The sequence below is a fragment of the Glutamicibacter uratoxydans genome, assembly GCF_050753455.1.
Lineage (GTDB): Bacteria > Actinomycetota > Actinomycetes > Actinomycetales > Micrococcaceae > Glutamicibacter > Glutamicibacter uratoxydans_A.
The window spans coordinates 2,262,300-2,279,422 of the sequence record NZ_CP192736.1 but is presented as its reverse complement, the minus strand read 5'-3'; the positions used below and the strand labels follow the sequence as shown (position 1 = coordinate 2,279,422).

The following is a 17,123-nucleotide window of genomic DNA, read 5'->3' as shown; positions in this document are numbered from 1 at the left end:
ATCCTAAGCCGCCGGGTGAACCACACCTTGGCGCGCAGCTGCCAGAAGCATTGGTGGGACCTGTGAAAGTCTCGGAGCGATGCTTTCAAAACAACGGCCAGGGCACCGCAGGCGTCAGGCCGGCCGGCGCGGGGAAGATCTGCTCTTGCGACAACCGGGTACACCGCTGAACGAAAGCGGCACATTCTGCAGTAGTGAGTAACTCGGCTAACTGCTGACCCAGTTCCGTATCCAGCGCCTGCTGCAAGCGGTCGATGCCGGCTCGTTCCTCATCGTTGAGTGCCTGGCCGATCCAGCCCCACAATACCGTGCGTAGCTTGTGTTCCTGATGAAAACTGATCCCGTGATCCACCCCAAAGCGGTGGCCATCGGGCATCGCCAAAATGTGATCGCCTTTGCGGTCGGCGTTATTGATCAGCACATCGAATACCGCCATTTTGCGCAGTTGTGTGGTGTCTTCGTGGATCAGGCTGACTGCTTGGCCGTTGCCATCTTCCCCGTCCAGCACGGTTTTGTATCCGGTCTGCGGCAGCTGGTCGCTGGGTAGTAGATCCACCGGCCGTTGCGCTGGATCCGGCTCCTGCCATAACTGCACCATCCCTTCACCGAAGGGGCCCGCTCGCAACCAGCTCGTCGGGACTAGATTCCAGCCCAACACCTCCGAGACACGATAGGCTGCCACCTCGCGGTGTGCCAGCGTCCCGTGCGGAAAATCCCACAGCGGCTTTTCACCCTTGATGGGCTTATAGACCACCGGAACTTTGCCGATGGCACCTAGGAAGGTCGCATTAGACGCGGTGGTGATTCGGCCGGTCAGTTCCAGTTCGCCGGTGAGTAGCTCCTGGGCTGGCATTAAGCATCGGGCCCGGTGCACTCATGCCCGTCGGGGTCAATGGGATGACCACAGTTGGCGCAGATAGGTCGCCCGGCGGCCACGATCTCATGCGTGCGTTTTGCAAAAGCCCGGGCGGTCCCCACCGGCATGCGAACTCGCAGTAGCTCGGCATCTTCAGGAGCGACGTCTTCTTCGGATTCTTCCTCATCTAGCGCATAGGATTCGAGCACCAGTTGCGCGACACTTGGATCCCAGCCCAGCTTCATTGAACCGACCCGAAAGAGTTCCTCAACCTCTTCCAGCGGATCATTGTCAACCAGTTCCACCGGGGTGTGTGTCGGCACGCTGAAGGGATTACCATCAACGGTGCTGAGCTGATCCAGAATCTCATCGATCATCTCCGCCACTAGGGCCGCCTGCTGTTTTTCAAGTGCGATGCTACTGAGCTGTGAACCGGCACGAGCCTGCAAATAGAAAGTGCGCTCGCCGGGTTTGCCGATGGTGCCGATAATGACACGATCGGGCCAGTTAAACTCGTGAATTTGTGCTGGCATATTCATATCCTAGGCCGATGTGGTTCATGATGCGCGGTGTCCGGACCCGCCGCCCACTGGGGCTTGGGCAGATTCTAATCCCGGGGCGAGCCAAGATAGATCCCCTGCTTCGGTGTTGATCGCTAGGACCCGCACCCCGGTCGCGCCATAGTGCACGATCGACGCGGAAGCCGGTCCCACGCTCAGACGTTGGAAGAGATCCAAATGCAGACCTAAAGCGTCGGCCAGAACGGACTTGATAACGTCGCCGTGGCTGACCGCCACCCATACGGCCGAAGAGCCGTGCTCGGCTTCGATCGCTGCGTCCCGGCTCCTGATCGCGGCAACCGCTCGTGTTTGCATCCCAAACATCGATTCCCCTTCCGGAAAAGAGACTGCCGAAGGGTAAATCTGCACCGTGGACCAAAGTTTCTCGCCGGCCAGCTCGGATAGGGTGCGTCCCTGCCAGAGCCCGTAGTCACATTCGATCAGATCCGCGTCGAGCACATTTTCCGGGGTCGACTGCTGCTGTTGCCGGATAAAGTCGGCGGTTTGCACACACCGTTCTAGCGGGCTGGAGACCACAGCGGCTAGCGGAATGCCAGCCAACCGCCCAGCGGTAGCGGCGGCTTGCTCGCGTCCGGTGTCATCAAGTTCGACGCCGGCTGCCCGTCCCGCCAGCACCCCGGAGGCGTTCGCTGTGGTGCGACCATGCCGCACAAGAATTACTGTGGCCATGCTTCCAGCCTAACCATCCCGGCGTTCACTTGGCGATAGATCCGTGCAAGTGTGTCCGCGCTAACGACTTAGGGTGCAGCACTAATCCAGCATTTTTACTCTGAATCCGGTGCCGTGAGCGCTCCGGCAGCATAGGCCGCCTGCCCCATATGGGTGATGGCGTCATCGAGAATAGATAGTAGACGCACTCCACGTGTCACTGGAGGATCCCAGTGTGTATCGATCACCTCGTCCATTTCCGAAGGGTTCAAGGTGGTGACATAGTGGCGATAGGCTTCCATCGTCGCCTCCAGATAGTCGAGCAGAAGCTGCTGATTATCGACGACGATACCGGCTGCCTCGGTTCGGCTATGTCCATAGCCCAGTGAGTCACCGAGTTCACCCAGCGCAAAGGTTGCCCGAAAATCGTCCCAAAGTTCGGGCCGGCCACGGAGTGCTGCCAGCTGCACATCGATTTGTCGCCCAGTATGCCAAAGCAACCAAGCGATGGAGTTCGGGTGGCCCGCCGGGTGTGCGTTCAATTGCCCGGCATCGAGCGAAGGTAGTTGTTGTGCCGCGTCGCTGGGGTAGTGGCTGAGCCTGATTAACATCTGGGTAGTGTCCATCACCCCATTGTGCGTGTAGTGCGTTCAGCGCGTCACTAGGGAACAATGAATTTCCAGCCGAGAGGTGCGCACCTCGGTGGTAATTGTGATTGGGCTGCGGGCTAGGCCAATTGTCTTCATCCCGGGAACTGCTGACAAGCCGCTGGGTGTCTGTGGGGGTGATCATATCCTGTTCGGTTTGTGCTGTTAGGATGTGCGAAAGTGCCCGCGTCAGAGGAGTATCCAATGTCCGATATCACCAGCCGAGCCCGCGAATTCGCCCAAGCCCATGAATCGGGAAATATCCTCGTACTCCCCACCGTGTGGGATACCTGGAGCGCTAAACTCGCCGTTGATGCCGGATTTTCCGGGCTCACCATCGGCAGTCACCCGGTAGCCGATGCTATCGGTAGTGCGGACGGGGAACGCATGGACTTTGATGAGTATCTGAAAACCTCGAAGCGCATTATTGACGCGGTTCACGTTCCGGTGAGTGTGGATGTGGAATCCGGCTATGGGTTACCAGCAGCTGAATTGATGTCGAAGTTACTGGAGATCGGGGCGGTCGGCGCCAATATTGAAGACGTGGTGCATTCCGAAGGCAAACGCGTCCGTGAGCGCAACGAACACGCTGACTACATTGCCGCAGCGCGGGATGCCGCCGACCACGCAGGAGTAGAATTCGTGATCAACGGGCGGACCGATGCGGTGAAACTTGGAACCGAGGTTTTCGCCGATCCCTTGGGCGAAGCCGCCGAGCGGATCAGGCTGATGGAACAAGCTGGAGCACGATTGGTCTATCCGGTCGGGTTGACTACCGCGGCGCAAATTACTCAGCTGGTTGAGTCCGTCACGGTTCCGTTGAATGTCACCGCGCATCCGGTACACGGGCACGGCGCCGGTGGCTTGAGTGAATTGACCGCCCTGGGGGTTCGCCGGGTAACTTTCGGACCGCTATGGCAGAAATGGTTGGCCGATCAGTCTGCCGAACAGTTGAAAAGCTGGCTCGGCTAAAAGCCAGCGGGGATGCGGACATAGACCTTGGATTGAAGCGTCGAACTCACCCTAAAATCGACCGCGCGGGGTCAAGCGCTCTGCCGTCTGAAGTGGTGAGCTGGGCCCATTCGAGCATTGCAGGTCTTCACCCGACCAGAGTTTGCGAGTAGCCGGTTATGGCCGTTGAGCTCTGTGTAGAAGTAGAGCCGCAGCACGGGCAGCTATCGGTCGGTACCGTATGCAGGTTTCGGCAAAGGAACACGGAAGAGCTCAAGACCTAGTTCTATGGGTCAGCCAAAGTTGCCTGTGATGTGTGTGAGACCCAGCAAGTTCGGCGATGTTGTTGCTGACAGAGAACAAAGCAGGCGAATGGAAGGACTGGTAGCTGCAGAACATTCCCCAAGCCGAGTCACGATCCGGTGAACAGCTAAGTAGATTGAAAAGATGATGACCGCAGTGGCGAAGACCTTACAGGATGTACTTGTCCCGAGTCTTCCCGACCGACAGTGTGGTGATGAGTCTAAGGAATCGATGGATGAAGCGCTCCGCGCCTGCGGTCTGCAGCGTTGAGCGGTTCTAAGTCCAGCTCATCGGAACGAGTGGATTGGTGCTGGCCCAGGTCGGGTGTCAAAATCGATAGCCCAAGTTACTTGTTCTGTTCAGAAGTGGGGCTGGCTTGGGCTTAGCAGACTGTTTAGCCGAGATAGGCCGTTTCTACTCAGCGGGCTTGGCTGCGTGTGCCGTCATAGACGGGATCTGCTGAGAGGACACTAGACTCGGGCTAAACATCTGCCAGAAGTTTTTGCAGAGCCGGAGAAAAGTGGGCTAGAACGTGTTCGTGCTAATTATCGGTATCGCCTTTATCGCTGTCGGGGTGCTGCGTTGTGTCAACGCTGATTTCTCCACTGGGGTGCTCTCTTTCTTGCTGGGAACGACTTTCATTATCCATGGGCTCGGGACCCGCTTTGGACCAAGTTCTCCCGCGTCGCGGGTGACCGCGATTCTCACCGGCATCATTTTCAGCCTTACTTCTGGTGTTGACTTGCTGCTCGCGATGTTTGTGCCCGGTTTCGTTGGAGTTGAGCACAGAATCGCTGGGATCGCCATCAGCGCTGTCGGCGTCGCATTTTTCGGATTGGGATCTCTTGCGCTGATCGTCAAAGAGTGCCGACGCAGGCGAGCCGACCAGCCCGCACGCTAGCCACGGTTACTGAGCTCTCCGAGAATTTCACCTGTCTGGGCAGATCTTGGCTTTAGCAGCGAAGGACCTTGGCACGACATCGTTAGCGGTGAAATCCGAGGTGCCAATAATTTAATGAGCCATCCCCGCCGGGATCTTGCAGGTATCACCCGGCCATGTCATGCGAGGCATCGGAAAATTAGAGGTCCAGCAATCTTCAGGAAGCCGCAGAGGCCAGCTGGAGCGACGCGGTTTGCCAGAAACGCGTTCCTGCGGTGTCGATCTTCTTTTTGAGCCACCTAAAGTTCTCCGACTCATAGCCAGATGGATTCGCTCTTCTCAGGCTTAGGCCTGCTTCGCTGGCAGGAAATTTCCTGCGCCGTGGCGTCCTACACGGACCCGGCCCAAATTTTTCATCCGATAGCTTGGCTAAACTTGCCCAGCTAGCACCGAGGGTGGCTACTCACCCTGTGACTTCACGAATTTGCCGCGGAGTTTAAACTGCCGGTAAATCTGACCCGTATCCGTGCTCATAGGTCCGTGGGTAAAGGAGCACAGATAAAGTGTTGTGAAAGAAAGGGGGTGGCTGGTGAGGCGATCGCCAGATAACATCCTGCTGCGTTTGGCGTCGAAGGACGAACAGCAGATCCACGAAATTTTTGACAAGCTCGAAGCTGCAGGCTTCCCACGCCAAAAACAAACCCCGCACATCACCATCACGCTGTCCCCGGCGATGCCCGAGGCCGTCGTGCAATGCGCTCAACGATTATTACCAGCAGTCATCCCGGCCAAACTCCAGCGGGTGGGAACCGTGATTTTCGGGACGAAGAGCAAACAAACAGTGGCTTGGTTATTGGAAACTAACGATGCGCTACACGAAGTGGCACGAGTAATCAGTACCCACAATCCCGATGGACGTGGGGCGCAATGGGTGCCGCATCTGACCATGGGGCTACGTCTACCACGCGATATTGTTCCCGCGTACCTTCACGCGCTGGACCAAGCCACCTCGCCACACTTCAAAAAGCTCACCGCTCAGCAAGCTATGTGGTGGCAGCCCAGGGCAGGTGAACATCTAAGTCTTGCTGGTTCGGAGACTTAACCCGAACCGTCGCCCAAGGCCCAGTAAAGCGCCCGATTCCGCGGGGCGGTTCGCCTTGCTTATACGGACGCATCTTCCGCGCTGAGCGGTTCGACAGATTCGCGTCCACGATGCATCTATAGCGCGACCACAAGCACAATCATTCCTGACGTTAGTGACAGTTCAGATCAACGGACTCATTAGTTGGGCGGCAAGTCACCGTCCGTTCACTTACACCTCGGAAGGTGAAGGTTGGCCATCCCATGGGGGAGGGCGACTTGCTCTGGAAGGAACATACTCGTGAAGCGTAAATTTCTTGCCCTGTCAGCGACGGCAACCCTGTTGGCTCTGACTGCCTGCGGCGGTGGAGCCGAAGCGGATGGCGGAGACAGCGGGGCACAGGCTTCGGCGGCGACTGGTCCCGGTGCCGTCTGCGCACAGCATGAGCCATTGCGCTTCTCGGACACCGGGGTGGAGGGGCTGGAGACCTTGGTGCTGGAATTTGAGGATTTCCGTGTGGCTTTGGAGGAGGCTACTGGTCTGGCCGTGGAATTCCAGCCCATGGCCTCACGCACCGCGGCAGCCACTGCTCTGGAATACGATGACCTGGACGTACTACTGACTGGCCCGGCAGAATACGTGGTGCTGAAGCAGGAAGCCGACGCCATTCCACTGGTGGGCGTTACCCGCGAAAACTACCAGGCGGCGATCATTAAGCGCAGCGATTCGGATCTGAACTCCGTGGCAGATCTGAAAGGTAAGACCATGATCACCAAGGAGGTCGGTTCTACCTCAGGGCACCTTGGCCCGCTGGAGATGCTGGTCTCTGCTGGCCTCGATCCAAATGTAGGGGACGTGGAAGTCATGCCACTGTCCAACACCCATATCGAAGCTTTCGTCTCCGGTGACGGTGACGCTTTGGGTACCGGAATCTCCGATTTTGAAACCGTGCAAGAAGCGATGGGTGAAGACGCCGTTCAGCTGCTTGAAACTGGCCCAGCGCTGCCCAATGATTTGTTCATCGCCCGCACCGGTCTGGGTCAAGACTGCGCAGATTACCTACAGCAGAGCCTGACCGAGAATCAGGACGTGCTACTGGAAGCGATCACTCAGACCGGTGAGAATGATAAGTACATCGGTTCGGAATTCATCGAAGCTACCGACGCCGATTATGATCCAACCCGCCGCGCCTTTGAAGCAGCCGGTTTCACCCAGTACTCGGACTTGCCTGACGAGGACGAGCAGTAATGACAGGCACTGAGGTCTTGGGCTCGGAAATCATCAGGGTCTCGAGGCTGAGCAAGATCTACGACACCGGGACTCAGGCGTTGCTGGACGTTTCATTCTCCGCTAATGCAGGGGAGACGTTGATTTTGTTGGGCTCCAATGGCTCAGGGAAGTCAACGCTCCAAAAGTGTTTGAACGGGCTGGTGCAACCTACTAGTGGTTCGGTGAACGTTCTGGGAACCGAGGTGAGTTCCGCGGGCAAAAAGCAGCTTCGTGCCCTGCGTCGTCAGGTGGGTATGGTGCACCAGCGGATCAACTTGGTGCGTGAACTTTCGGTACTGAGCAACGTGATCCATGGATCCTTGGGCTGGGCCACCTCGGCGCGAAACTGGTTTGGCGCCACCGCTAAACAGGAGCAGCGGGAGCTGGCGATGGATGCGTTGGACCGGGTCGGCTTAGCTTCCGTCGCCGCCCGGCGGGCCGAACAGCTCTCCGGCGGGCAGCAACAGCGGGTGGCGATTGCCCGGATGTTGCTGCAGCGCCCGAAGATTGTCTTGGCCGATGAGCCGGTCGCCGCCCTCGATCCACGGGCTGGCCGGGCGGTGATGGATATGCTCTGGCAGATTGCCGAGGAAGAGTCATTGACTTTGGTGTGCACCTTGCACCAGTTGGAATTGGCTCGCGCCTACGGCAGTCGGGTCATCGCCTTGCGTCAGGGACGGTTGGACCTAGATACACACATGGCTGAAGTTCGAGACTCGGAGCTGGCGGGGCTTTATACCCACGAAGCTACCGAGGAAGAACCGGTGCCGGCGTTCCAAGGAGTAAGACCATGACAGAACTTGGCACCCGAGAATCCCCGCGAGCCGATCAAGTGCGGAGAAATCCGCTGCCACCGGCACGATTCAGGATGCCGCGCTGGGGGTCGATGCTCATTGGGTTGATCCTATTGGGTTTGGCCGTTAGTGGTCTGGTGCGGATGGAATTTTCGTGGGCCCGCGTGATGCAGGGACCTTCGAATATCTGGGATTTTCTCACCGGAGCGTTCCCACCCAACCTGGAACGCGCACCAAACCTAGCCGAGGCAATGTTTGAAACTTTGGAGATGGCCATCCTTGGCACCATCTGCGGGGTCATCCTCAGCATCTCAGCCGCGATACTGGCCGCCCAGAACACCACCCCTTTCGCTCCTTTAGGGGTCGCGATGCGATTCGTTCTGTCAGTGTTGCGTTCCATCCCGGAACTGGTGCGGGCGCTGATCTTCGTGATGGCCGTCGGGTTGGGACCGCTGGCCGGAATCTTAGCTATTACCGTCGACGTCCTCGGCTTCGCTGGTCGCTTCTTCGCCGAACGGATCGAGGAGGTGGAACGAGGGCCGATCGATGCCCTGCGCTCCACCGGAGCTAGCGGAATGGCGGTAGTTGCCAGCGCGATTTTGCCTTCGGCGTTCGCCTCCTTCACCGGGACCAGCCTGTTCGCCTTAGAGAAGGCGATTCGCGGGGCCACGATTCTAGGCATGGTGGGAGCCGGCGGCATCGGCATGGAGCTGACCCCCGCCTTCACGCTTCGCCAATTCGATACCGCGCTGACGATCATCCTGATGATTCTGCTGGTCGTCTTCCTCGCTGAACAACTTAGCTCGCTGGTGCGACGCAAGATGCTCGGCGCCGGTCAACTGCAACGCGCGGTGTAATTACCGATCGGCTGAACGTGGCGCCCGGCCTATCACCTATTGCGTGAGAAGCCGGGCGCTGTGTGCCGGTTCGTCGAACATATCGTTCACCAAAAACAGCATCCACTGAACACGGAGCGTGGCAGCGCAGCCACGGTGGGTGACCTAGCGGGAACTAATACCGAAGGCCTTGCCGATGGATGAGTCATCACCCAACGCCGCAAGAATGCAACCAGCCACATCGCCGCGTGCGATCGAACCTTTCAACTTGCCACGCTGACCAATTTCCAATTGCTGCCAGTCTCCGGAGGGCTCCTTGTTGGTCAACCCGGTGGGACGCATAATGGTCCACTCCAAGCCCGAACTAATTACCGCCTGCTCTTGAGTTTCATGATCCGCCAAAGGATTGGCCAAAAGAAGCTTGGTGATGAATCCAATGACACCCGGCAGTTGGCTGGCGGATCCTCCTGCACCCAGCGAGGACTGGACGATCAGCCTTTTCGCTCCGGTCTGCTGCATGGCTGCGATAACGCTTTCAGTCACCGCGGTACGGTGCTTGGCCGCCCCTTTGGCTCCACCCACGGTGATCACTACTGCATCGGCCCCGGCTACCGCTTGGGTGGCGGTCTCGGGATCCAGTGCGTCACCCACGATGGTGCGCAGTTGGGGTTTGTCGGGGCTCTGGGGGATCGATCGGGAAAGGATGGTCACCTCATGCCCGGAACGTTGGGCTAGTTCAGCCACTTTGGCTCCGGTTCCCCGCGATCCACCAATCAGGGTAATTTTCATATGACCTGCTCCTCAGCTGATGCGTGATTCCCCACGATTATCCCTTATTGCCGGCCGACTAGTCAGTTAGGTGTTCGTGTCGAACTTATCAGGGCGCGCTGCTTCTGGCGGTGCTCCGCTAAAGTGCTTGGCCAGTGCTACCTGGCGTGGCTTTACGCCGCCTATGAGGCTGATCGGCTTGCTTGCCGTTGCAGAGCACATCAACTAGCGTCACATGTGACGATGACCGCTGAGTCGGTGCAGGTCAGCAAGAAATACAGAGGGAGCAGCGGATGCGACGAACGACGGGGACGGGAAAGCCACACAGGTGGAAAATAATCCTAGCCCTGACCCTGTTGACGCTGATCACTACGGTTCATCTGGTGCTACAATTTAGCGACCCGGAGGGTCTACTTACCGATGTGACGCAGATTCTGCTGATGCCACTGCTTGCCGCGGTTTTGCTCAGCCGCACCGGTATCGGGCTGGGCAGACTGACCTCGCTGGTACTCGCAGCCCTATTCTTCTCCTGGCTTGGCGATAGTTTGCCCCGCTTCATGACGGGGGATCCGGCATTTTTGACAATGGTCGGTTGTTTCCTGATCGCTCAACTGTTTTACATTCTGGCGCTCTGGCCCTACCGGGCCAGCTCCGTGCTGGCTAAGCCGCTTGCTGTGATTCCCTATCTTCTAGCGCTGGCAGGGTTGGTGCTGTGGTGCGCCCCGGGGGCCGGAAGCCTGCTGATTCCCGTGTTGGTTTACGGAGTGGCACTCACCCTGATGGCTATCTTGGCCACCGGTCTAGGTCCGCTGGCCGGAGTCGGTGGGGCGATCTTTTTCATCTCGGACGCAATGATCGCGATCCGATCCTTTACGGATGTGGATTTTCCCGACCTAGGCTTCTGGATCATGCTCAGTTACGTGCTTGGTCAATCGCTAATCGTGGCAGCAGTGCTTAAACGTCAACCGAGCCACGCTCTGGGGTCGACCGGCAGAGGAAACAATGGCTGATCCAGACCTGCCACGACCCGAACTGTACGGACCTTATCTGCGCGAACGGCGCGGTGCAGGCCTGCCCGTGCTGTTCGTGCACGGCAACGGGGTGGATCATCGCAGTCTCTTACCTCTGGACGCTGCCGTGGCAAGAGCGGGCGGATGCGAGCGGTGGTACCTGGATCTGCCCGGCTTTGGGCGAACCGCGACGCTACCGGGAGCCGGTGAACTCACCCATTACGCCAATTGGCTCGATAATGCGCTCCGGCAGCTTTTCGGGACGCAACGCTTCGCCTTGGTGGCCCATTCGATGGGAGCCCTCTTGGCACAAGAGATTGCTGATCGACTTCCTGGACAGGTGGCGGGTCTGGCGTTATTGGCTCCGGTGATTTACCCACAGATTTCGATGCGAAATCTGCCCGAACATCGGATCATTGTCGAGAACGAGGAACTGATGAACGGACTGGAATCGGCCGACCGGGCTGCCTACTCCAAACAATCGGTGATTCGCACGGAAGAGAACTGGGAACGTTTCAAATGTTTTGTGTTGCCGGGCCTCAGAGCCGCAAACCTGCGAGCGATGGCCAGGCTGACCAAAAATTACGAACTCAGACCGTTGCCGGTGCAACGTGAACACCAACAGAACTTCCCCGTGCTAGCGATCAGCGGTCAACAGGATCATGTAGTGGGATACCGGGATGTGCTCGATCTGCACCGAAGGTATCGTAGATTGACGGTGGAAGTGATCACCGAAGCGGGGCACAACCTGCATATCGACCAGCCTGTCCCGGTCGGTCATCTCATCGAGCGTTGGGCTAAGCAGATTACCGCTTAGACCCGAAGAAAAAGGGGAGGAATGCACGGCAAGATCTCGATTCACCCTGCGAACGGAATCGCCGATGTTCCGGCATTGCTTGATCTCTGGCGAGGTTCGAAGGAAAAGTCTCGTGATTTGATGTCGGCCTCGGATGTGGACTGGCTGGCCCACGTCCTTGAAGCGATTTATCGTGGTGACGCAGAGGTGATCATCGCACAGCAGGAAGAGAGCACCGTGGGATTCATGGTGCTCACCGGGCATAAGGTGCCGTTGCTGTGGCTTAGCTCTGACACCCGTGGCGGGGGTGCGGGACAGAAGCTGCTGCGGTGGGCGTTGGCCCGTCATCCAAACCTCCTGGTGGATGTCAACATTCATAATCACCGAGGTATCGAGTTTTACCGGCAACAGGGTTTCGAGCCAGCCGAACTTACCAGCGAGGAAGACTCGCCAGATCAGCAACGCATGTGGCTCAGCCACCGAAAGGACAAGATCTAACCATGGCGGATAATTCGCGCGAACTTCGCGAAGTAAACATCGAGCGACTGAGCTCGGGGCACTACCTGGCAACGAGTGAGCAGAGCGGTGCCACCCTCGAGTTTGGGCAGGGTGAAGGACTATTGACTCCTGTCGAGTTGTTATTGGCGGCCATCGCCGGCTGTTCCTCGATCGATGTGGATGTGGCTACCACACGACGCACCGAGCCGGAGAAGTTCCAGGTACAAGCCTCGGGGTACAAGCTCACGGAGGAAGGAGCCGGTCGGATGGATGACATCTCGATGTCCTTCGACTTGAAGTTCCCGGATACCGACGAGGGACGCAAGGCCGCTGGGATGGTGGATCGAATCATTAAGCTGTCCCATGACAAGTACTGCACGGTCTCACGCACCGTGGAGCTCGGCGCTAAGGTCACCAGCCAGCGCATCGAGGACTGAACCGCCCAAGGGTCAGTTGGGGCGATCCACCCCCGGACCTTGGCGCTATAGTCGCTACCCGGGCGATGGCCACAGCGGAGACGTTCAGCGGACCCCAGGGCTGCGGCGCGGCCTGAAGTGTAACCGTGCTGCAGCCAAAGCTTCAGGCTGACCTTCGAAAGGCCACGAAGGATGTCACGGGAAGCGAGATTCGCGCCCACATTAATGGTGCTCCCGAACTTGCGCGACAGTAAGTCCCACAGTTCAACGGGCCATAGCCAATGAGTCCATCGCGTGAGACGCCGCTTGCCGCTTAGCGGTATGGATTCGTTTCGTGATTTCTTCGAACTCGCTAACCGCGTCCTTGATCGGAGTGAGACTCGTGCTTTGTGGATGCCGCGGCAACCGGCTCGGGATGGCGGTGCAGGCTGCAAACGTAGCCGCGCCCCAGCATCTAGGCTCAGCCGGAAACGTTGGAACCAGCTGCGATGCCCGCAACGTTTGAAAGTAGTCGACCAATAAAACGCTGGGCTTTATCCCGAATGATCATAAAGACACGACCCGAACAACCGACCGGTTTTAGACCCGTGATCCCTTGCGCCGCCGTTATGCTGCTCGGCCACCGGCTCGTTTTCAGAACTGGCGGACTAGGTTCGCGCTGTAGCGACAAAAGGCAATGGATCAATCTGCGGTATCGGATCATGTACGAGTCGACTGAAAGTCATCACGTCCACCCGAACCCCATCCATCAGAAATTTATCGCGTTCCACGCCCTCGGGGATGAAACCCGCTGCGCGAGCCACCTTGAGTGAGGCAGGGTTATTTGCCCTAGCTCCTAACTCCAGCCGGTGTAAACCACCGGTGGTGAGCAAATGATTAGCTAACGTGGCCGCGCCCCGGCTACACACACCGTGTCCGCGCTGGGACGCATCCATCCAATACCAGAACCAGCCATTGGCATTAGCCGTATCGATACTGGCACAGACTAGCCCCACCAACTCATCGTTGGCGGTGATCGCGTGTGCTGCCTGGAGCGGACTTTGCACTAGGTCCTCGGTGTACTGCTGGGCCTCGGTCAGGGTGCTGACCGAACCTTGTCGTTGCATCAACGGATCGCTGCCAAACGCCCGGAATACCTGTGGGGCGTCCTCCATCCGCAGTTCACGTAACGCATAAATTTCAGGCGACGTCATAAACCCAAGTCGAACACATCGGGCTATGGCACGCAAATGGTAAATGTGAGCTACGTTATGGTTATAATCTGAATAACTCCGCGGGAGCCTACGCCAGTTAGCTGGTGCGGGCTGAGAGGGCTTAAGCGCCGACCGCCATACCTGATGCGGGTCATGCCGCCGTAGGAAGGATATATGCTGCCATGCATATTGTGATTGTTGGCGCCGGGATCATTGGTTTAGTCACTGCCTTTGAACTGCACGCCCAAGGAATCCAGATTACCCTGTGCGACCCAAACCCTGCCGAGGGAGCCAGTCACGCGGCTGCCGGCATGCTGGCACCGGCCTCGGAAATTGTCTGGGGCCAAGACGGCTTACATGAGCTGATGGCCGAATCGGCTCGCTGCTATCCCGATCTGATCGCCCGGATTGAACGAGCCACCGGCCACCGGCCAGCGTACCGAGAAAACCCCACCATGGTGGTAGCTGCCGAAAACTCTGACCGCCAAGCGCTCGAAGAATTACAGCAGATCCGCCAACGCTTGAAGCTACCGGCCGAAAGCCTCCTAGGCTCCCAAGCCCGAGATCGAGAACCAGCGCTCGCCGGCAACATTTCCGGCGCCCTGGTCTTCCCACAAGACCATCAAGTCGACCCCAGATCGTTGTGTAGCATCCTGATTCAATACTTCCGCGACCAGTTGGTGCGCGAACGCGTCGTTGAATATCTGCCGACGCACGATGGCACGGCGGCGGTACGAACCGAGTCCGGGCAAGTGATTCGGGCCGATCAGGTGCTGCTGTGTACCGGTGTCGAGCAACTCAAAGGCACACCGCGCTTACCGTTGCGACCGGTGTACGGCGACATTTTGCGACTGGACGTACCCACCCATCTGCAGCCCCTGCTGACCCACACGGTACGCGGGGTGGTGCACCGGCGTGGAGTGTATCTGGTGCCGCGTGCCGACGGCAGCATCGTGCTGGGCGCCAGTGTCCGCGAGGACGGAAATCAACAAGTCAGCATCGAAGCACTCTATACGCTACTGGACGATGCCCGACGATTAGTCCCCGGAATCATGGCGACTTCGCTGCGCGAAGTGATTGCCCGCGCCCGCCCCGCCACGCCCGATGACGCACCGATCATCGACCGGGTGGATCCCAGACTGGTGGTGTCCAACGGGTATTTTCGACACGGAATTCTGTTGGCGGCCCTCGGTGCCAAGCTCGGGGCGCAGCTCGTGCTGAGCCAGCCCCCGGATCCGCGACTGTCCGATTTGAGCCTGAACCGATTCACCTCGACCAACACCAATTTCAAGGAGTCCTGATGAGCCTGATCGACGTTGAACTCAACGGTCAACCTGCGACGCTAGAGTCCGGATCCACGGTGCGCGAGCTGGTTAGCCAACACACCGGCAAAGAACTGAACAACCAAGGTCAAGCCGTGGATGGCACCCGTCTGGGAGTAGCGGTGGCGATCAACGGAGACATCGTCCCGCGCAGTTCGTGGGCCACCGCCACCGTGCCCGCCCACGCCCGTATTGACCTAGTTACCGCGGCCCAAGGAGGCTAGAAACATTGAGTGAACAATCCACTTCTGATCCGCTACAGATCGCCGGGGTCAGCTTGAATTCGCGGTTGGTGATGGGCACCGGGGGAGCCACCTCGCTGGCCACTTTGGAAGATGCCCTGCGGGTCTCGGGAACCGAGGTGACCACCGTGGCTATGCGCCACTATGCGGCCGCTGGTGGGGACTCAGTCTTTGCCATGCTTGAACGCTTAGGGGTGTTGGCCCTGCCCAATACGGCTGGTTGTTATACGGCCCGCGATGCGGTGCTCACCGCGAAGCTGGCTCGTGAAGCGTTGGAAACCAACTGGATCAAACTCGAAGTGATTGCCGATGAACACACCTTGCTGCCCGATCCCATCGAACTATTTCGTGCGGCCGAGCAATTGGTCGCCGATGGGTTTGACGTTTTCGCCTACACCAACGACGACCCGGCTCTGGCTCAGCGGTTGGATGATGTGGGGGTCGCTGCGATCATGCCAGCCGGGGCTCCGATCGGTACCGGTCTGGGGATCTTGAACCCGCACAATATTTCCACCATCGTGAATCGCGCCAGTGTACCGGTGATCCTCGATGCCGGGATCGGTACCGCTTCAGATGCCACACTAGCCATGGAATTGGGTTGCGCGGCAGTTTTGCTGGCCAGCGCCGTCACCCGGGCCCATGACGCCCCTTTAATGGCGCGGGCGATGCGCCACGCCGTAGCCGCAGGACGTGCGGCACATTTGGCCGGCCGGATCCCTAAACGAGATCTCGCCTTAGCTTCCTCCCCGCAGGAAGGCACCATGCAGCGATTGGTGGGGCAGTTCTGATGCCCATGTTTGAACCCTTGGTTCAGCCCGGACCCGCCCTGAGTGAACCGGAGCTCGCCAGATATTCGCGACAGCTCACCCTGCCCGGGGTGGGACCGCTCGGACAGCGCCGGATTCGCAACGCTAAGGTGCTGGTGATCGGCGCTGGGGGATTGGGCTCACCAATTATTAACTACCTGGTGGCCGCCGGGGTCGGGCGCTTAACCGTGATCGACGATGACCGGGTGGAATCCTCGAACTTACAACGCCAAGTGATCCATCGGGAGCAAGACATTGGCCAGTTCAAAGCCGAATCCGCGAAAGCGGCGGCGCTGCGCCTAGATGCCAGCGCACGATTCACCGCGTTGACCCACAAGCTCACCGTGGACAATGCCTTGTCGCTCTTTGCCGAGCATGACTTGGTTTTGGACGGAACCGATAACTTCGCCACGAGGTACCTGTCCAACGATGCCGCCGAGCTTAGCGGAACCCCGCTGATCTGGGGCACCATTTTCCAGTTCAGCGGTCAGGTGTCGGTGTTCGCACCGCAGCGTGGACCGATGCTGCGCGATCTTTTTCCCGAGATCCCGGAAGCAGACTCCGTGCCCAGCTGCGCCGAGGGTGGGGTCTTCGGTACCTTGTGTGCCGTGGTGGGAGCCACCATGGCCGGTGAGGCGTTGAAGCTGATCTGCGGAATCGGTGAGCCGTTGATCGGACGCTTCTGGCGCTACGATGCGCTTCAAACCACCACCGACGTACTGACCTTTCAGGCTGACCCGCAGCGGGAACCGGTGCGTTCACTGGATTGCGAAACTGCGCAGTGCACCGTGTCCACCCCGGTACCTGAACTGAGCGTGGATGAGCTGGAAGAGAGCATGACGGTACTGGACATCCGCGAAGCATGGGAGCGCGATCTGGGAAGTATCGCGCTCAGCATTCACCTCCCGATGGACGAACTGCTGGAACGTGGCTGGGCTGGGCTCACTGAGCTGGGTCTCACCGGAGACCTTGTACTGGCCTGCAAAAGCGGGGCACGCTCCGCACGCGCCGTGCAGGCTTTGCTGGCGCAACGTCCCGAGGCGCCACTACGTTCGCTGCGTGGCGGTACCCAAGCCTGGTTTACCCAGTGTGCGGGACGTGAACTGATTTATTAGCCTTCCGGTCATCGACTTCCGCAGCGCGGTCGCGGCGTACCTATCGCGATGGGCGTGGCGCGAAGGCGACAAATACCGTATCCCGGGCTACGATCGAGAACTGTGGGGCGG

At 58.7% G+C, this 17,123-nt stretch carries 21 protein-coding genes and 1 riboswitch; of the genes, 15 read left to right on the top strand and 6 right to left on the bottom strand.

Annotation, left to right across the window (positions count from 1 at the left end; genetic code table 11):
• Positions 1 to 85: 85 nt before the first annotated feature.
• The 4 genes from ACQQZ8_RS10435 to ACQQZ8_RS10420 all read right to left on the bottom strand — a co-directional run bounded on the left by ACQQZ8_RS10435 (position 86) and on the right by ACQQZ8_RS10420 (position 2,711).
• Positions 86 to 853, bottom strand: a complete 768-nt coding sequence (locus ACQQZ8_RS10435) for an SCO1664 family protein (protein WP_431709766.1) — start codon at positions 851 to 853, stop codon at positions 86 to 88.
• Positions 853 to 1,389 (bottom strand): DUF3090 domain-containing protein, encoded by a 537-nt coding sequence (locus ACQQZ8_RS10430; protein WP_431709765.1) that lies wholly within the window; start codon positions 1,387 to 1,389, stop codon positions 853 to 855. The genes ACQQZ8_RS10435 and ACQQZ8_RS10430 overlap by 1 nt, the downstream gene beginning before the upstream one ends.
• Before the next feature lie 24 nt (positions 1,390 to 1,413).
• Positions 1,414 to 2,106, bottom strand: coding sequence for an MSMEG_4193 family putative phosphomutase (locus ACQQZ8_RS10425; RefSeq protein ID WP_431709764.1), 693 nt, complete (start codon positions 2,104 to 2,106; stop codon positions 1,414 to 1,416).
• 95 nt (positions 2,107 to 2,201) lie between these two features.
• Complete coding sequence (locus ACQQZ8_RS10420; protein ID WP_431709763.1) at positions 2,202 to 2,711, bottom strand: DinB family protein; 510 nt, start codon at positions 2,709 to 2,711, stop codon at positions 2,202 to 2,204.
• A 225-nt stretch (positions 2,712 to 2,936) separates the two neighbouring features.
• On the opposite strand from ACQQZ8_RS10420, the gene ACQQZ8_RS10415 reads away from it, so the two are divergent.
• The 7 genes from ACQQZ8_RS10415 (at position 2,937) to phnE (ending at position 8,867) form a co-directional block, all read left to right on the top strand.
• Positions 2,937 to 3,704 (top strand): isocitrate lyase/PEP mutase family protein, encoded by a 768-nt coding sequence (locus ACQQZ8_RS10415; protein ID WP_431709762.1) that lies wholly within the window; start codon positions 2,937 to 2,939, stop codon positions 3,702 to 3,704.
• A gap of 426 nt (positions 3,705 to 4,130) precedes the next feature.
• The gene (locus ACQQZ8_RS10410) at positions 4,131 to 4,256 is read left to right on the top strand and encodes a hypothetical protein (RefSeq protein ID WP_431709760.1); all 126 of its coding nucleotides are present in this window, start codon (positions 4,131 to 4,133) and stop codon (positions 4,254 to 4,256) included.
• Between the two features lie 268 nt (positions 4,257 to 4,524).
• Positions 4,525 to 4,887, top strand: a complete 363-nt coding sequence (locus ACQQZ8_RS10405; protein WP_431709759.1) for a hypothetical protein — start codon at positions 4,525 to 4,527, stop codon at positions 4,885 to 4,887.
• 568 nt (positions 4,888 to 5,455) lie between these two features.
• The gene (locus ACQQZ8_RS10400; RefSeq protein WP_431709758.1) at positions 5,456 to 5,968 is read left to right on the top strand and encodes a 2'-5' RNA ligase; all 513 of its coding nucleotides are present in this window, start codon (positions 5,456 to 5,458) and stop codon (positions 5,966 to 5,968) included.
• Positions 5,969 to 6,247: 279 nt separating this feature from the next.
• Positions 6,248 to 7,195 (top strand): PhnD/SsuA/transferrin family substrate-binding protein, encoded by a 948-nt coding sequence (locus tag ACQQZ8_RS10395; RefSeq protein ID WP_431709757.1) that lies wholly within the window; start codon positions 6,248 to 6,250, stop codon positions 7,193 to 7,195.
• Complete coding sequence (phnC, locus tag ACQQZ8_RS10390) at positions 7,195 to 8,010, top strand: phosphonate ABC transporter ATP-binding protein (protein ID WP_431709756.1); 816 nt, start codon at positions 7,195 to 7,197, stop codon at positions 8,008 to 8,010. The genes ACQQZ8_RS10395 and phnC overlap by 1 nt, the downstream gene beginning before the upstream one ends.
• Complete coding sequence (gene phnE, locus ACQQZ8_RS10385; RefSeq protein WP_431709755.1) at positions 8,007 to 8,867, top strand: phosphonate ABC transporter, permease protein PhnE; 861 nt, start codon at positions 8,007 to 8,009, stop codon at positions 8,865 to 8,867. The genes phnC and phnE overlap by 4 nt, the downstream gene beginning before the upstream one ends.
• 144 nt (positions 8,868 to 9,011) lie before the next feature.
• On the opposite strand, the gene ACQQZ8_RS10380 is transcribed toward phnE, so the two are convergent.
• Positions 9,012 to 9,635, bottom strand: coding sequence for an NAD(P)-dependent oxidoreductase (locus ACQQZ8_RS10380; protein ID WP_431709754.1), 624 nt, complete (start codon positions 9,633 to 9,635; stop codon positions 9,012 to 9,014).
• 272 nt (positions 9,636 to 9,907) lie between these two features.
• Here ACQQZ8_RS10380 and ACQQZ8_RS10375 point away from each other — a divergent pair, with 272 nt between their 5' ends.
• The 4 genes from ACQQZ8_RS10375 to ACQQZ8_RS10360 are packed head-to-tail and all read left to right on the top strand — an operon-like array spanning position 9,908 to position 12,355.
• Entirely contained in the window at positions 9,908 to 10,624 is a 717-nt protein-coding gene (locus ACQQZ8_RS10375) for a lysoplasmalogenase (protein WP_431709753.1), read from the top strand.
• The gene (locus ACQQZ8_RS10370) at positions 10,617 to 11,441 is read left to right on the top strand and encodes an alpha/beta fold hydrolase (protein WP_431709752.1); all 825 of its coding nucleotides are present in this window, start codon (positions 10,617 to 10,619) and stop codon (positions 11,439 to 11,441) included. The genes ACQQZ8_RS10375 and ACQQZ8_RS10370 overlap by 8 nt, the downstream gene beginning before the upstream one ends.
• 21 nt (positions 11,442 to 11,462) lie before the next feature.
• Complete coding sequence (locus ACQQZ8_RS10365) at positions 11,463 to 11,918, top strand: GNAT family N-acetyltransferase (RefSeq protein WP_431709751.1); 456 nt, start codon at positions 11,463 to 11,465, stop codon at positions 11,916 to 11,918.
• Positions 11,919 to 11,920: 2 nt separating this feature from the next.
• A complete protein-coding gene (locus ACQQZ8_RS10360) occupies positions 11,921 to 12,355 on the top strand; it encodes an OsmC family protein (protein WP_431709750.1) in 435 nt (144 codons plus the stop codon).
• Positions 12,356 to 12,981: 626 nt separating this feature from the next.
• Here ACQQZ8_RS10360 and ACQQZ8_RS10355 read toward each other — a convergent pair.
• Positions 12,982 to 13,527 (bottom strand): GNAT family N-acetyltransferase, encoded by a 546-nt coding sequence (locus tag ACQQZ8_RS10355; protein ID WP_431709749.1) that lies wholly within the window; start codon positions 13,525 to 13,527, stop codon positions 12,982 to 12,984.
• Between the two features lie 70 nt (positions 13,528 to 13,597).
• Positions 13,598 to 13,712: riboswitch (TPP riboswitch) on the top strand.
• Between ACQQZ8_RS10355 and thiO the strand changes: the two genes are divergently transcribed.
• The 4 genes from thiO to ACQQZ8_RS10335 all read left to right on the top strand — a co-directional run bounded on the left by thiO (position 13,710) and on the right by ACQQZ8_RS10335 (position 17,012).
• Positions 13,710 to 14,828 (top strand): glycine oxidase ThiO, encoded by a 1,119-nt coding sequence (gene thiO, locus ACQQZ8_RS10350; RefSeq protein WP_431709748.1) that lies wholly within the window; start codon positions 13,710 to 13,712, stop codon positions 14,826 to 14,828. It overlaps the preceding riboswitch by 3 nt.
• Positions 14,828 to 15,073: a sulfur carrier protein ThiS gene (gene thiS, locus ACQQZ8_RS10345; RefSeq protein WP_431709747.1), complete on the top strand. Its 246-nt coding sequence runs from the start codon at positions 14,828 to 14,830 to the stop codon at positions 15,071 to 15,073. Before thiO ends, thiS begins: the two co-directional genes overlap by 1 nt.
• Before the next feature lie 71 nt (positions 15,074 to 15,144).
• Positions 15,145 to 15,879: a thiazole synthase gene (locus tag ACQQZ8_RS10340; RefSeq protein WP_431712180.1), complete on the top strand. Its 735-nt coding sequence runs from the start codon at positions 15,145 to 15,147 to the stop codon at positions 15,877 to 15,879.
• A complete protein-coding gene (locus ACQQZ8_RS10335; RefSeq protein WP_431709746.1) occupies positions 15,879 to 17,012 on the top strand; it encodes a ThiF family adenylyltransferase in 1,134 nt (377 codons plus the stop codon). Before ACQQZ8_RS10340 ends, ACQQZ8_RS10335 begins: the two co-directional genes overlap by 1 nt.
• The last annotated feature ends 111 nt before the right edge of the window (positions 17,013 to 17,123 follow it).

Coding starts and splice junctions, on each gene's coding strand:
- ACQQZ8_RS10375 (WP_431709753.1), top strand. CDS start 9,908: ATGCGACGAACGACGGGGACGGGAAAGCCACACAGGTGGAAAATAATC.
- ACQQZ8_RS10380 (WP_431709754.1), bottom strand. CDS start 9,635: ATGAAAATTACCCTGATTGGTGGATCGCGGGGAACCGGAGCCAAAGTG.
- thiS (WP_431709747.1), top strand. CDS start 14,828: ATGAGCCTGATCGACGTTGAACTCAACGGTCAACCTGCGACGCTAGAG.
- ACQQZ8_RS10435 (WP_431709766.1), bottom strand. CDS start 853: ATGCCAGCCCAGGAGCTACTCACCGGCGAACTGGAACTGACCGGCCGA.
- ACQQZ8_RS10335 (WP_431709746.1), top strand. CDS start 15,879: ATGCCCATGTTTGAACCCTTGGTTCAGCCCGGACCCGCCCTGAGTGAA.
- ACQQZ8_RS10370 (WP_431709752.1), top strand. CDS start 10,617: ATGGCTGATCCAGACCTGCCACGACCCGAACTGTACGGACCTTATCTG.
- ACQQZ8_RS10365 (WP_431709751.1), top strand. CDS start 11,463: ATGCACGGCAAGATCTCGATTCACCCTGCGAACGGAATCGCCGATGTT.
- phnE (WP_431709755.1), top strand. CDS start 8,007: ATGACAGAACTTGGCACCCGAGAATCCCCGCGAGCCGATCAAGTGCGG.
- ACQQZ8_RS10420 (WP_431709763.1), bottom strand. CDS start 2,711: ATGGACACTACCCAGATGTTAATCAGGCTCAGCCACTACCCCAGCGAC.
- ACQQZ8_RS10425 (WP_431709764.1), bottom strand. CDS start 2,106: ATGGCCACAGTAATTCTTGTGCGGCATGGTCGCACCACAGCGAACGCC.
- ACQQZ8_RS10355 (WP_431709749.1), bottom strand. CDS start 13,527: ATGACGTCGCCTGAAATTTATGCGTTACGTGAACTGCGGATGGAGGAC.
- ACQQZ8_RS10415 (WP_431709762.1), top strand. CDS start 2,937: ATGTCCGATATCACCAGCCGAGCCCGCGAATTCGCCCAAGCCCATGAA.
- thiO (WP_431709748.1), top strand. CDS start 13,710: ATGCATATTGTGATTGTTGGCGCCGGGATCATTGGTTTAGTCACTGCC.
- ACQQZ8_RS10430 (WP_431709765.1), bottom strand. CDS start 1,389: ATGCCAGCACAAATTCACGAGTTTAACTGGCCCGATCGTGTCATTATC.
- ACQQZ8_RS10360 (WP_431709750.1), top strand. CDS start 11,921: ATGGCGGATAATTCGCGCGAACTTCGCGAAGTAAACATCGAGCGACTG.
- ACQQZ8_RS10340 (WP_431712180.1), top strand. CDS start 15,145: ATGGGCACCGGGGGAGCCACCTCGCTGGCCACTTTGGAAGATGCCCTG.
- ACQQZ8_RS10410 (WP_431709760.1), top strand. CDS start 4,131: ATGATGACCGCAGTGGCGAAGACCTTACAGGATGTACTTGTCCCGAGT.
- phnC (WP_431709756.1), top strand. CDS start 7,195: ATGACAGGCACTGAGGTCTTGGGCTCGGAAATCATCAGGGTCTCGAGG.